Annotated in this window: 12 protein-coding genes; 8 read left to right on the top strand and 4 right to left on the bottom strand. The window is 74.3% G+C overall.

Translation table 11 applies throughout. The features are described 5' to 3' along the window. The first annotated feature begins 50 nt into the window (after positions 1–50). Positions 51–1,256, top strand: coding sequence for a hypothetical protein (locus ACIQ87_RS15920; RefSeq protein WP_402406385.1), 1,206 nt, complete (start codon positions 51–53; stop codon positions 1,254–1,256). Between the two features lie 93 nt (positions 1,257–1,349). Here ACIQ87_RS15920 and ACIQ87_RS15925 read toward each other — a convergent pair whose 3' ends face one another. Further along, entirely contained in the window at positions 1,350–2,651 is a 1,302-nt protein-coding gene (locus ACIQ87_RS15925; RefSeq protein ID WP_402406388.1) for an ABC transporter substrate-binding protein, read from the bottom strand. Between the two features lie 173 nt (positions 2,652–2,824). Between ACIQ87_RS15925 and ACIQ87_RS15930 the strand changes: the two genes are divergently transcribed. Both ACIQ87_RS15930 and purU read left to right on the top strand, forming a co-directional pair. Then, positions 2,825–3,340 carry a hypothetical protein gene (locus tag ACIQ87_RS15930; RefSeq protein WP_402406391.1) on the top strand — a complete coding sequence of 172 codons (516 nt, stop codon included), beginning with the start codon at positions 2,825–2,827 and terminating at the stop codon, positions 3,338–3,340. Positions 3,341–3,449: 109 nt separating this feature from the next. After that, entirely contained in the window at positions 3,450–4,316 is an 867-nt protein-coding gene (purU, locus tag ACIQ87_RS15935) for a formyltetrahydrofolate deformylase (protein ID WP_402406394.1), read from the top strand. A gap of 6 nt (positions 4,317–4,322) precedes the next feature. Here the strand turns inward: purU and ACIQ87_RS15940 are convergent, their stop codons facing one another. Both ACIQ87_RS15940 and ACIQ87_RS15945 read right to left on the bottom strand, forming a co-directional pair. After that, entirely contained in the window at positions 4,323–5,516 is a 1,194-nt protein-coding gene (locus ACIQ87_RS15940) for a zf-HC2 domain-containing protein (protein ID WP_402406396.1), read from the bottom strand. Beyond that, positions 5,513–6,079, bottom strand: a complete 567-nt coding sequence (locus tag ACIQ87_RS15945; protein ID WP_402406398.1) for a sigma-70 family RNA polymerase sigma factor — start codon at positions 6,077–6,079, stop codon at positions 5,513–5,515. The genes ACIQ87_RS15940 and ACIQ87_RS15945 overlap by 4 nt, the downstream gene beginning before the upstream one ends. Positions 6,080–6,727: 648 nt before the next feature. On the opposite strand from ACIQ87_RS15945, the gene ACIQ87_RS15950 reads away from it, so the two are divergent. Further along, on the top strand, positions 6,728–7,201 hold the full coding sequence (locus tag ACIQ87_RS15950) for an ATP-binding protein (protein WP_402406400.1): 474 nt from the start codon (positions 6,728–6,730) through the stop codon (positions 7,199–7,201). 403 nt (positions 7,202–7,604) lie between these two features. On the opposite strand, the gene ACIQ87_RS15955 is transcribed toward ACIQ87_RS15950, so the two are convergent. Then, the gene (locus ACIQ87_RS15955) at positions 7,605–8,630 is read right to left on the bottom strand and encodes a GlxA family transcriptional regulator (RefSeq protein WP_402406403.1); all 1,026 of its coding nucleotides are present in this window, start codon (positions 8,628–8,630) and stop codon (positions 7,605–7,607) included. A 120-nt stretch (positions 8,631–8,750) separates the two neighbouring features. Between ACIQ87_RS15955 and ACIQ87_RS15960 the strand changes: the two genes are divergently transcribed. The 4 genes from ACIQ87_RS15960 (at position 8,751) to ACIQ87_RS15975 (ending at position 12,379) form a co-directional block, all read left to right on the top strand. After that, on the top strand, positions 8,751–10,073 hold the full coding sequence (locus ACIQ87_RS15960) for an MFS transporter (protein ID WP_402406406.1): 1,323 nt from the start codon (positions 8,751–8,753) through the stop codon (positions 10,071–10,073). 132 nt (positions 10,074–10,205) lie between these two features. Then, positions 10,206–10,733: a GNAT family N-acetyltransferase gene (locus tag ACIQ87_RS15965; protein WP_402406409.1), complete on the top strand. Its 528-nt coding sequence runs from the start codon at positions 10,206–10,208 to the stop codon at positions 10,731–10,733. A gap of 132 nt (positions 10,734–10,865) precedes the next feature. Continuing rightward, entirely contained in the window at positions 10,866–11,210 is a 345-nt protein-coding gene (locus ACIQ87_RS15970) for a DUF4229 domain-containing protein (protein WP_402406411.1), read from the top strand. Between the two features lie 35 nt (positions 11,211–11,245). Next, the gene (locus ACIQ87_RS15975) at positions 11,246–12,379 is read left to right on the top strand and encodes a LacI family DNA-binding transcriptional regulator (protein ID WP_402406414.1); all 1,134 of its coding nucleotides are present in this window, start codon (positions 11,246–11,248) and stop codon (positions 12,377–12,379) included. Positions 12,380–12,494: the final 115 nt, after the last annotated feature.

The raw sequence follows: 12,494 nt of genomic DNA on the forward strand, positions 1-12,494 counted from the left end.
GAGATGTGGTCCGCCATCAGTGCGCGGTCCTGCACAGGTGAGGAATCGCGTTGAGTCAGCGCCGCTCGTACCCGAACTCCGGTGACTTCAACCTGGACGACCTGTTCCGCCCCGAGCCCGGCCAGCCGGGGCAGCCGGGGCAGCCGCAGGCCCACACGGCCGTGCCGCCGGTGGGGCAGCCTTCCGGGCAGCCGGAGTACCTCGGTGACGGTGCGCACGCGCTGCCGACCCAGGCCATGCCCGCGCAGCCGATGCCCGGGCCGGGTGCCTCGTGGGGCGGGCAGCAGCCCGGTTACGGTGCCCCGCAGCCCGATCCGGCCCCGGAGACCCAGTACCTGCCGCCGTACCCGGCCGGCGCCCCGCAGCCCGGCTACCCGGCGGCGCAGGCCCAGCCCGGCTACCCGCAGCCGCAGCCGCAGCCGCAGCCGCAGCCGCAGCCGCAGCCGCAGCCCGCGCCCGGCTACCAGGCCTACCCGCCGGCCGCGCAGCCGCAGCCGGGCTACCCGGCCCAGGACTACCAGCAGGGCTACGCCCCCGAGCAGGGGCAGAGCTACGGCCAGGGCTTCGACCGGGGCTTCGGCGTCACCCAGGCGGGCGCTCAGGGACGCGGCGGCCGCCCGTCCAACAAGCTGATCATCGGCGGCGTGGTGGCGGGCTGCGCGGTGGCCGGCATCCTGGTCGCGGTGCTGCTGGGCGGCGGCGACGACGCCAAGGACGACAAGAAGACCTCCCCGGTGGCCGCCACCGCCAGCACCGCCCCCACCGCCGGGACGCCGAGCACGAGCGGCTCCGGCGCGGCCGTCGACCCGGACGTCAAGGCCCAGGCGCAGCCGCTGTCGGACCTGCTGGGCACCGCGAGCGACAGCCGCAGCGCGGTGGTGTCCGCGGTCGCCTCGGTGCAGAAGTGCGACAAGCTGCCCGAGTCCCAGCAGGCGCTGTCCGGAGCGGCCGGCAAGCGGCGCGAACTGCAGAGCAAGCTCGGCCAGCTGAAGACCGACAAGCTGCCCGGCGGCCAGCAGCTGGTCGACCAGCTCAACGCGGCCTGGACGGCCTCGGCCCAGGCCGACGACGAGTACGCGGCCTGGGCGCAGGACGCGCAGGGCTCCTGCGACGCGAAGAAGCAGGACAACCAGCACTACAAGAACGCCGTCCAGGCCAGCGGCACCGCGACCACCGCGAAGAAGCAGGCCGCCACGCTCTGGAACGCGATCGCCGCCCAGACCGGACTGCCCAACCGGAGCGACGGGGACCTGTGAGCGACGGGGGCCGGTGAACGACGAGGGCCGGTGAACGACAAGGGGGACGGACCCGAAGGCCCGTCCCCCTCCCGCTCCCGCGCGCGGTCCGGGTCAGGCCGGCGGACGGCCCCCGGTGAGCGCCCAGCGGATGTCCACGAAGCCCGGCTGCTGCAGGGTCATCCGGCCGTTCTTGACCACCTGGTAGGTGACCCAGGTGTTCACCAGCCGCGGCGACCCGCTGCTGGGCAGCATGTTGGTGGTGCCCCAGTTCAGCGGCGGGGTGATCCCGACGTCGATGCCCTCACCGCTGTCCAGCAGCGAGGAGACGGCCTTCGAGGTGATCGGCTTCCCGGCCTCCGCCAGCTTCTGCGTCGCCGTCCGGAACACCTCGTACGCGACCCAGGTGGTCTGCACACCGGGGTCGGAGACGTCGATGGGGTGCCCGCCGGTGGTGTCGGTGCGCACCGTCGCGCGCAGCCCGTCCCAGATCTTCGCGGACTCCGGCGGGTACCAGCTGGTGACGTAGGCGCCGCCGAGCGGGCCGGTGTCGCCGCCGGTGGAGTCCACCACCGACTGCTGGACGCTGCCGATCACCGAGGCGATCCGGGTGTTCTTCACGTTGACCCGCCGGTAGGCGTCCAGCAGGTTGCCGGTCGGCTCGGCGGCCAGGGCGCTGGTGATGCAGTTGCCCTGCTCGTCCTTGCCGATCGCCTTGCGGATCACCGGGGTGTAGTCGGAGGACTGCTCGGGCGCCTTGACGTCCGTCAGCTTGATCCCGGCCGGCCGCAGCGCGGTGCCCAGGTAGCCGAGCAGGTTGTCGCCGGCCGGGGTGTCCGGGCGGATCAGGGAGACGGTCCTGCAGCCGGCGTCGACCAGCTGGCGGCCGTTGCCCGCGATCAGCGCCGGCATGCCGCCGTCCACCGGGTAGGACAGCGGGCTGGAGAACTCCGGCTGGGAGAGCCCGTAGCCGCCGATCAGCGGGATGCCGGCGCGCTCCAGCACCGGCATGAACGCCTCGCCCCACTGGCTGTAGGAGCCGACCACGGCGACCGCCTTGGCGTCCACCGCCTGCTGGGCACAGGCGCGGGCACCGTCCGCGCTGTTGTGCTCGTTGCAGGTGATCACGCGCAGCCGGTGGCCGTTCAGTCCGCCCTTGGTGTTGACGTCCTGGCCGATGGCGGAGGCGAGCGCCGTCATGCCGGGGCGGTCGGCGGAGCCCGTGCCGGCCGGGGCCCAGGTCATCACGGTCAGGTCGTTGCCGCTGGTGGAAGCATCGGCCGATCCGCCGCACGCGGAGACCGAGAAGAGGGTGGGGAGCAGGGCCGCGGTGCTCACGGCGGCTGCGATCGGGCGTCGGCGGCGGCGTCGCACGACCTGGGGACGGGCCTGGAAGGAGTCCCTTCGGCTGGTCATCGGTATTCCCTCTCTGGGCGCCCTCCGGCGCGCCGGAGCAAGCCAAGCCCCGGTGCCGCAAGTCGAGAGGGCCGAAGTGCGAACGGATGGCGAACGGCCGCCGAACTCCGAGGAGGTACGCGTGTAGATCGCGAGTGGAGCACGAACAGACGGGGAACGTACGATCGTTCACCATGTCCGCCAGCACAGAATCTTCGTATCGGTCTGCCCGAAACACTTCTCGTCCGAGCCACCGCTCCAGCACGATGGGCGGCATGCCGCTCAACGACCTGCCCTGGTGGCGCTGGCGAGCCCGACTGCGCTCGGCGCTGCACATGCTGTCCGACCCCGGTTTCCAGCAGGACACCTGGCTGATCGGCCGGGAGGGCTACGGCGACGTGACCGACGCCGTCTACCGGCTGGTCGAGGACACCTGGCTGGACCGCTGGTCGGCCGAGAAGTACGTCGGGACGATCTTCCGCGACCCGGCCGAGGCCGCGCTGGTGGACGTCGCGGTGCTGCGGGCCGTGCAGATGCTGCACGAGGTCGGTGCGGACGCGCCGGCCTCCGCCTACCTCGGCCACCCCGACTGGCCGGAGACCGTCCGGGCCGCCCGGGAGGCGCACGTCGCGCTGGCCACGGGCGACGGGGACGACCCGGACGCGCCGCCGAAGTCGCTGGACGTGCTGCGCATCCTCACCCAGGTCTGACCTCCGGACGCCGGCCGTCCCGCAGTACGGGCAGCGGGGCGGCAGGTGTCCGGGATGTGACACGCTGGACCATCCACGCACGTCACGACCTCAGAACGGGATACCCCCAGTGGTACAGCAGCCGGCCGGCGCCCAGTACGTCCTCACGCTGTCCTGCCCCGACAAGCAGGGCATCGTCCACGCTGTCTCCAGCTACCTCTTCATGACCGGCTGCAACATCATCGACAGCCAGCAGTTCGGGGACGGCGACAGCGGGCTCTTCTTCATGCGGGTGCACTTCTCCGCCCCCGAGCCGGTCACCGTGGAGAAGCTGCGGGCCAGCTTCGCCGCGATCGGCGCCTCCTTCGGGATGGACTGGCAGATCCACCCGACCGAGCAGCGGATGCGGATCGTGCTCATGGTCAGCAAGTTCGGGCACTGCCTGAACGACCTGCTCTACCGCACCCGGATCGGCGCCCTGCCGGTGGAGATCGCCGCGGTGGTCTCCAACCACACCGACCTGCGGGACCTGACCGAGAGCTACGGCATCCCCTTCCACCACATCCCGGTCACCAAGGACACCAAGGCCCAGGCCGAGCGGCAGCTGCTCGACCTGGTCGCGGCGGAGAACGTCGAGCTGGTCGTGCTGGCCCGCTACATGCAGGTGCTCTCCGACCAGCTGTGCACCGAGCTGTCCGGCCGCGTGATCAACATCCACCACTCCTTCCTGCCGAGCTTCAAGGGCGCCAAGCCGTACCACCAGGCGCACGCGCGCGGCGTGAAGCTGATCGGCGCCACCGCGCACTACGTCACCGCCGACCTGGACGAGGGCCCGATCATCGAGCAGGAGGTCGCCCGGGTCACCCACGACGTCAGCCCCGACCAGCTGGTCGCGCTCGGCCGGGACGTCGAGTGCCAGGCGCTGGCCCGCGCGGTGAAGTGGCACAGCGAGCACCGGGTGCTGCTGGACGGGACCCGTACGGTCGTCTTCGCGTAACCGGGGTCAGGGCCGGGAGAGCAGCGGGAGCGCGTGCAGCACCTCGCGCACCGCGGCCCGGTCGCCGTGCTCGCCGACCGGCAGCCGGTCCGGGTCCCGGTGCGCCGCGGCGAGCTGGCACAGCTCCAGGCCGTCCAGCACCATCGAGGCCACCGGCTCCCCGCCCGCCCCGCCGGCGCGTTCGTCGCCGTCGAGGGTGATCAGCCACTCGCCGCCCGCCGGGCCGTCGACCATCAGCCGCACCCGCCGGGCCGGGCGGACCCCGCCCTCCGGCAGGCCGGGCGCCCCGGCGTGCTCGGGCCGGGCCGCGCGCAGCCCGGCCAGCGCCCGGGGGAGCAGCCGGACCACCAGCTCCACCATCTGCCGCAGGTGCTGCGGGGCCGGCGGATCGTACGGGTAGGCGACCGCCCTGGCCACGTCCTCGCCGTGCACGAAGCACTCGAAGGCGCGGTCCACGAAGGCGTCCCGCAGCGGCAGTACCGCGAAGCCGTAGTCGACCGGGGTGTTGCCCTGGGGCGCGAGCGCGGCGCTGCGCACCAGCTCGTGGGCCTGCCGCCGCCAGCGGGAGCGCACCGACTGCGGCGCCAGGCCGCCCTGGTCGGCGATCAGCCGGGCGGAGCGCGCGGTGATGGTGTCGTACGGGCCGCCCTGCGGCGGGACGCGCGGTACGGCCGGCCCGGCGGCCGGCTCCTGCGGCGGTACCCGCCGTCCGGCCGGCGCGGCGGCCAGGCCGGGGAGGGCCGGCACCGGGTCGGGCAGGCCGAGCGCCAGCGCCAGGAAGCCGTCCACCGCGGTCAGGTGGCCCAGCACCTCGGCCGGGCGCAGCCGCTCGGTGCCGCCGTGCCACGGCAGTTCGGCCACCTCCTGCCACTCCTCCGGGCCGAGGTCGCGCAGCAGCGCGTCGAGCTTGGCGGTCTCCGCGGTGTACGGCATGCCCCAGGCCGGGACGGGCAGTTCGGCCGGCCGGCGGGCCAGGCACCAGTCGAGCACCTGCTGGCGCAGCGGGCCCGGCTGGTCCAGCGGCTCGTCCAGGGAGAGCCAGCCGGCCGCCTCGCGCAGCCGGGCCGCCTCCTCGGCGCACTCCCGGCAGTCGCCCAGGTGCTGCTCCAACTCGGCGGCCTCGCGGGCCGGGCAGGCGCCGAGGGCCCACGCGCCGAGCAGCGAGCGCAGGGCGTCGTGTCGCTCCTCTGTGCTGCTCACGTCTCCCCGTTCCCGTCCCCGGCCGCGGCCTGGCGGGCGCGCTCGTCGGCCAGTTCGGTGGCCAGCAGCTCCAGACCGAGCCGCATCCGCTGCTTGGCGGCCTGCTCGCTGATGCCGAGCAGCCGGGCCGTCTCGCGGTAGGTGCGGCCGTCGTAGTACGTCACCGCGATGGTCTCACGCAGGGGTTGGGGCAGGGAGTCGACCACGTACTGGACCCGTGCGGCGGTGGCCACGGCGCGTATCTCGGCCTCCGCGCCCGGTGCCCGCTCGGCGGCCCGCCGTGCCCGCAGCCGTTCGACCGCGCGGTGGTGGGTCAGCGCGCCGAGCCAGGAGCGCAGGGTGCCGAGGGCGGGGTCGTAGTCCTCGGGGTGCTCCCAGACGTGGGCGAAGATCTCCCGGGTGAGCTGGGTGGCGGCGGCCTGGTCGGCCAGTATCCGCCCGGCCAGGCCGTGCACCATCGGTGCGAGCTGGTCGTAGAGTTCGCCGAGCGCCGTCTCCTCGCCGCGGGCGAGGCGGCGCTGCAACTGCTCGTCCCAGCGCGGGTTCCGCTCCGGGGTGGCCATCGGGAAACCACCCTCCTGACCGGGTTCGCTGGCGTACCCAACGGTATCTTGCGGCCGGGTGGCGCCGGGAGCGATTCCGGCAAGATCGGAACCGTTCCGAGCGTTTCGCCCTCCTCATGGGTGGGCCCTCCGGTAGGGAGGTGCCGCACGCCTTCCGGCTCCCGGCTCGGGGAGTGTCCGGGAGTGCGTCCCGAGGCCGTCCCGAGGCCGTCCGGGGGCCGTTCGGGGTGCCGCTGTCCGACGGCCGTCGGACACATGTCGCACGGGTGGTCCGCGAGGGGCGGGCGGGGCTCGCGCGGCGCGCGGCGGTAGGTTCCCGACCGCGGGACCGGCAGGTCGGCCCGGCCCGGACGATCACCGGTGCGAGGCTCGCGAGAGTGAGCGGGACAGTATGCACTGCCCTGTCGCCCGATCGCCGGAATATGCCCGAAGCGCTTGCTGCTGTCGGTCCCCCCGCCCATCCTGAGGCGTATTCGTGTCGCGGCCGGTACCCGACCGACGAGGCGGCGCGGACGAGTGGGCGCGGGCGGACGGATCGGGCGGGCGCCCGGGCGCGGCTCGGGTGGTACCGGGCGACGTGCGAGGGCCCGCCGGCCGATCCGGCCCGATCGGAACTAAGGCCGAACTGCGAGTGCGGGTGGTGGAGCGGTGCAGGTTCTTCAGGTACAGCTGGCGGTCCAGGCTGACCCCGCCGAGGTCGGCCGGGCCCGCCGGTGGGTGCGCTCGAGGCTGCTGAACCACGGGGTGGACCCGGACGCGCCGATGGCCGAGACGGTGGTGCTGGTGGTCTCGGAGCTGGTGACCAACGCCGTGGTGCACACCGGCTGTCCGGCCGTGCTGAGACTCTGTCTTCCGGTGGCGGACGGGAGCGAGGAGGGCGGGCCGGCCGCGCCGCTGCGGGTGGAGGTCGCCGACGCGAGCCAGGCCGCCCCCACCCCGCGGCACGCGGGCGCCGACCAGGACGCGACCAACGGCCGCGGCCTGGAACTGGTCGAGCTGCTCTGTGAGCGCTGGGGCTGGGATCCGGAGGGCTCGGGCAAGCGGGTCTGGTGCGAGATCGGCAGCGACGCCCGCCCGGCCGATCCGCTGGCCGACGTGGACTGGGCGGCTTTGGCGCAATAGCGGCTGTCGCGGCGGCCGTCGGACGGTGCCGAACCCCGGTGCTGATCACCGGCCGAAAGGTGACGCAACCATTCCGAATTTCGGACTAGCCATTGACGTGACGTATCCGACTGATCACGCTTGGGTGCGGCGCTCCGTCGCGAGGGGACGCCGAGGGGAGTCCGTCCACCGCCGCGGTGCTGCTGTCCAGGGGATTCGTGCCAGCAGGGGGGACCGCGGACGGCCGGTCATGGGCCGCTCCTCGGCGAGTGCGGAGGGTGTGGCGCTGGTTCAGGGTCCGCGCGCCGTTTTTGGATGGCGGCCTGCCGTGCTGTGCCGGAGGCACGCGCGGCCTGCCGCCATCCAAGGCGCCGTCGGGGAACGATGAGATCCGGCCACCGGCGGCCCGGGTCCCCGGCCGCACTCAGGAAGCCTGCCGGGCAGGGCCTTCGGGGCGGGTGCTTCCGGAGTGGGCGTGTCCGTCCGGGACGGCGCGGAAGGTGCGCCGGTAGGCGCTCGGCGCGACGTCGAGCCGCCCGCGCAGCTGCAGCCGCAGCGAGGCGGCGGTGCCGAATCCGGACTCCCGGGCGACCTGGTCGATCGTCAGATCGGTCCGTTCCAGCAACTGCCGGGCCCGCTCGGTGCGTTGGGTGGTGATCCACTGGCCGGGGCTGGCGCCGGTCTCCTCGCGGAAGCGCCGGGTGAAGGTCCGTACGCTCATCCCGGCCCGGTCGGCGAGCCGGCGCAGCGCCAGCGGCTCGTCCAGGTGCTCCAGGGCCCAGGCGCGCACCGCGGCGGTGCCGCTGTCGTCGGCGTCCACCGGGCTCGGGGCCTCCACGTACTGCTTCTGGCCGCCCTCGCGCCACGGCGGCACCAGGCAGTTGCGGGCCACCGCGTTGGCGACCGCGCTGCCGTGGTCGCGGCGCACCACGTGCAGGCAGAGGTCCACCCCGGCGGCCACCCCGCCGGAGGTGAGGACGTCGCCGTCGTCCGTGTAGAGCACGTCGGGGTCCAGCCGCACCCGGGGGAACAACCGGGCGAAGTGCTCGGTGTAGCGCCAGTGGGTGGTGGCCGGGCGGCCGTCCAGCAGGCCGGCGGCGGCCAGGACGAAGGACCCGGTGCAGATCGACATCAGCCGGGTGCCGGGCCGGATCCTGGCCAGCGCGCCGGCCAGGGCCGGGGTGAAGCAGGCGTCGGCGACGTCCGGGGCGGAGTCGGCGGACGCCGGGATCAGCACCGTGTCGGCCCGCTCCAGCAGTTCGGGCCCGTGGTCGACCAGCACCCGGAAGTCGGCGCTGGTGGTGACCGGCCGGCCGTCCAGGGTGCAGGTGGCCACCTCGTACAGCGGCCGACCGGCCGCGTCCCTGGCGCCGCCGAAGATGCGGGCGGGGATGCCGAGTTCGAAGGCGATCACGCCCTCCAGCGCGAGTACCGCGACCAGGTGTGCCATGCCGTCCCCTCGGGTGTCGGTGGGTCCGGGCCAGGCTAGCGCGACCCTTGGCCCGATTCTTGCGAAAGCTGTCATTCAGGCCACTCGTCCGGCTCCGGACCGCCCGGAACACTCGTCCGCGTGACCGAACGCAGCGCCCCCGCCCCCACCGTCCCCCACGCCGAACCGCCCGCCCCGGCCCGACGCCCCCGGGTGCACTACGCCTGGGTGGTGGCCGCCGTCTCCCTGCTCGTGCTGCTCGGCTCGGCCGGCTTCCGCTCCACGCCGAGCCTGATGATGGACGCCCTGCACAACGAGTTCGGCTGGTCGCTCGGGACGATCTCCAGCGCCACCTCCGTCAACCTGACGCTCTACGGCCTCACCGCCCCCTTCGCCGCCGCCCTGATGGACCGCTTCGGGGTGCGCCTGGTGGTGGTCTGCGCGCTGCTGACCATCTCCGTCGGTGCCGGGCTGACCATGCTGATGCGTCAGCCCTGGCAACTGGTGCTCTGCTGGGGCGTGCTGGTCGGCCTCGGCAGCGGCTCGATGGCCGGCGCCTTCGCCACCACCATCACCGGCCGCTGGTTCCGGGCCCGCCAGGGCCTCGTCACCGGGGTGCTGACCGCCGCCGGCGCGGCGGGGAACCTGGTCTTCCTGCCGGTCGGCGCCTGGCTGGTCGAGCAGCACGGCTGGCGCTCGGCCGTGGTCGTGGTCTCGCTCGCCGCCAGCGCCGTCGCCGTCCCGGTCCTGCTGCTGATGCGCGAGCGGCCCGCCGACCTCGGCCTGCTCCCGTACGGCGCCACCGAAGCCCCGCCCGCGCCGGTCGCCGACGGCCGGGCCCTCACCCGCTCGCTGCGGGTGCTGCGGGACGCCGCCCGGAGCCGGGCGTTCTGGCTGCTGGCCGGCTCCTTCGCGATCTGCGGCGCCACCACCGCCGGCCTGGTCGGCACCCACTTCATCCCGGCCGCGCACGACCACGGCATGCCCGTCACCACCGCCGCGAGCCTGCTCGCCCTGATCGGCGTGTTCGACGTGCTCGGCACCGTCTTCAGCGGCTGGCTCACCGACCGGGTCGACTCCCGGCTGCTGCTGACCGTCTACTACGGGCTGCGCGGCCTGTCCCTGCTCCTGCTGCCGCAGCTGCTGGCCGGCTCGCTGCAGCCGCCGATCCTCGCCTTCGTGATCTTCTACGGCCTGGACTGGGTGGCCACCGTGCCGCCGACCGTCGCGCTGTGCCGCCGGCACTTCGGAGAGGACGCCCCGATCGTCTTCGGCTGGGTGCTCGCCGCCCACCAGATCGGCGCGGCCGTCGTCGCCGGGCTGGCCGGCCTGGCCCGGGACGCGCTCGGCAACTACGACCTCACCTGGTACGGCGCCGGCGCGCTGTGCACGGTCGCGGTCGGGCTCTGCCTGGCGCTGCGCGGCACCGGGCGGGACGGCGGGGCGGTGCCGGCGCTCTCGTGACGGTCGGGCGGTGCCGGCGGGCCGGTGACGGCGGGGCGGTGCCGGCGCTCTCGTGACGGCGGGGCCCGGTGGGCGGGGGCGGTGCCGGACCTCCCGGTAGGACGGTCGTACCGGAGGTCTAGGCTCCGCCTCATGGCGCTCATCTTCACCCTGGACCCGAAGCTCGACCCCGACCTGCGCACGGACATCGTCCGACTGTGGGCCGACGTCACCAACGCGGGCGGGGCGGTCGGTTTCGTGGCTCCGGTCACCGAGGACGAGGTCTGGGACACCGCCGACCGCCAGTTCGCCGGGGTCGAGCCGGACGGCCCGGACCGGCTGCTGGTCGCGCACGAGAGCGGGACGGGCCGGCTGGTCGGCCTGCTGTTCTTCGAGTCGATGCGCTTCGGCCTGATGGACCACTGGCGGATGCTCAAGCGCGTCATGGTGCACCCGGACTTCCAGGGCCACGGCCACGGGGCCGGGCTGCTCGCCGAGGCCGAGCGGGTGGCCCGGGAGTGGGGCCTGGAGTCGCTGCGGCTCACCGCGCGCGGCGGCCTGGGGCTGGAGCACTTCTACGCCCGCGCCGGCTACCGGGAGGTCGGCCGGGTGCCGGCCGCGATCCGGGTCGCCCCCGGGGACGACCGGGACGACATCACCATGTGGCTCGACCTGCGCTGACACCCGCCCGGGACGGACCGGGACGGAGCCGGGGCGGCCGGGCGGGCCGGATCGGTGCCCCGTGCCCCGCGCCGGCCGTCAGGCATGCTTGACTGGAGGACCCGCCCCAGCGCAAGAAGAAGGATGTGTCGAGTGACCAGCAACGGCCCGGAGAAGTCGCACGCCACGCTCCGCTACACCTCCCTGCGGGTCAGCATCTTCCTCGGCTGCCTGCTGGTGGCCCTGCTGCTCGGGCACTTCCAGATCATCCCGGTCAGCGGTGAGGCCGGCATGATCTTCCTGTTCCTGCTGGCCGCGATCGCCTCCGCGCCGCTCAGCTACGCGCTGCTGAGCAAGCAGCGCGACGAGATGTCCGCGCAGATCAGCGGCAAGGTCTCCGGGAGGCGCAGCCGTACCGCCGAGCGGATCGCCGCGCAGAACGCCGAGGAGGACGCCGCCGACGACGCCGCCCGCGCGGCCACCGCCGGCCAGAGCTGACCCCGGCTCCGTCCCGCCCCACGAGCGCAGTCGCCGTGCCCGCCACCAGAGACTCCGAGCCGTCCGAGCCGCCCGAGCCGTCGTCCGAGCGGACGCCCGCTGAGGCGGCGCCCGTCGAGGGGCCGCCCGCCGAGGGGGCGCTCGGCACCTGGCCGGCCCCCGTCCGCCGGCCCACCGGACGGGACGTGGCCCGGCTCGCCGGGGTCTCCCAGGCGACCGTCTCCCTGGTCTTCTCCGGTGCCGAGGCCGGCCGACGGGTCTCCGAGGCCACCCGGGAGCGGGTCCGGGAGGCCGCCCGCAGCCTCGGCTACCGCCCGCAGGCGGCCGGCCGGCAGCTGCGGCTCGGCCGCAGCGGGATGATCCTGCTGGCCGTGCCGAACCTCCAGGGCCCGTTCTTCGGCCGGGTGCTGGAGGGCGTCCACGAGGAGGCCGGCCGCAACGGCCTGGCCGTCGTGGTCAGTTCCGGCTGGGGCCGGGCCACCCTCGCCGAGGCCGCCACCGCCGGCCGCTTCGACGGCCTGCTGATCTGCTCCCCGGACGACAGCCAGCTCGGCGAGCTGCCCGCCGACACCCCCGCCGTCTTCCTGGACGCCGACCCCGGCACCGACCGGGCGCGCCCGACCGTCGAGCTCGACGTGGCCGGTGGGATGCGCGCCGCGGTCGAGCACCTGGCCGCGCTCGGCCACCGCAGGATCGGTCGGCTGCGCTCCAGCCACTCCGCGTACACCTTCCGGGTCCGGCAGGCCGCCTTCGAGCAGGCTGTGCGCGAACTCGACCTGGACGTCGTGGAGTTGGGCGTGAGTCTGAACGACGGCCACCGGGCCGCGCGGACCGTCGCGGGCCGGCTGCTGGAGCGGGCGGACCGGCCGCGCGCGGTGATCTGCGACGACGACGTGGTCGCCTCCGGGGTCTACCAGGCCGCCGCCGAGCTGGGGTTGCGGGTGCCCGAGGACCTGTCGGTGGTCGGCATGGACAACGTCGCGGTGGCCGCGCTGCTCGCCCCGCCACTGACCACCGTCGACCTGCCCGGTGAGGAGCTGGGCCGGGCGGGCGCCGCCGCGCTGGCGGGCCTGCTGCGCGGCGAGCGGGTGGCGCCGGTCGCGCCGCTGGCCACCTCGTTGGTGCTGCGCTCCTCCACGGCGCCGGCCGGTACGCCCCCGACAATCTGATCACTTTTCGTAATCGCCGGGTGGCGTTGTTCCGTCCGGTTTGCCCGTTGGCTGCTCCGATCGGGTGAAAAGTACTCCCTCGCTCTCGCGCCGTACCTCCATTCGAATTAACAGA

The sequence above is a fragment of the Kitasatospora sp. NPDC096204 genome, assembly GCF_044763205.1.
Lineage (GTDB): Bacteria > Actinomycetota > Actinomycetes > Streptomycetales > Streptomycetaceae > Kitasatospora.

Coding starts and splice junctions, on each gene's coding strand:
- ACIQ87_RS15925 (WP_402406388.1), bottom strand. CDS start 2,651: ATGACCAGCCGAAGGGACTCCTTCCAGGCCCGTCCCCAGGTCGTGCGA.
- ACIQ87_RS15930 (WP_402406391.1), top strand. CDS start 2,825: ATGTCCGCCAGCACAGAATCTTCGTATCGGTCTGCCCGAAACACTTCT.
- ACIQ87_RS15945 (WP_402406398.1), bottom strand. CDS start 6,079: ATGGCCACCCCGGAGCGGAACCCGCGCTGGGACGAGCAGTTGCAGCGC.
- ACIQ87_RS15955 (WP_402406403.1), bottom strand. CDS start 8,630: ATGGCACACCTGGTCGCGGTACTCGCGCTGGAGGGCGTGATCGCCTTC.
- ACIQ87_RS15965 (WP_402406409.1), top strand. CDS start 10,206: ATGGCGCTCATCTTCACCCTGGACCCGAAGCTCGACCCCGACCTGCGC.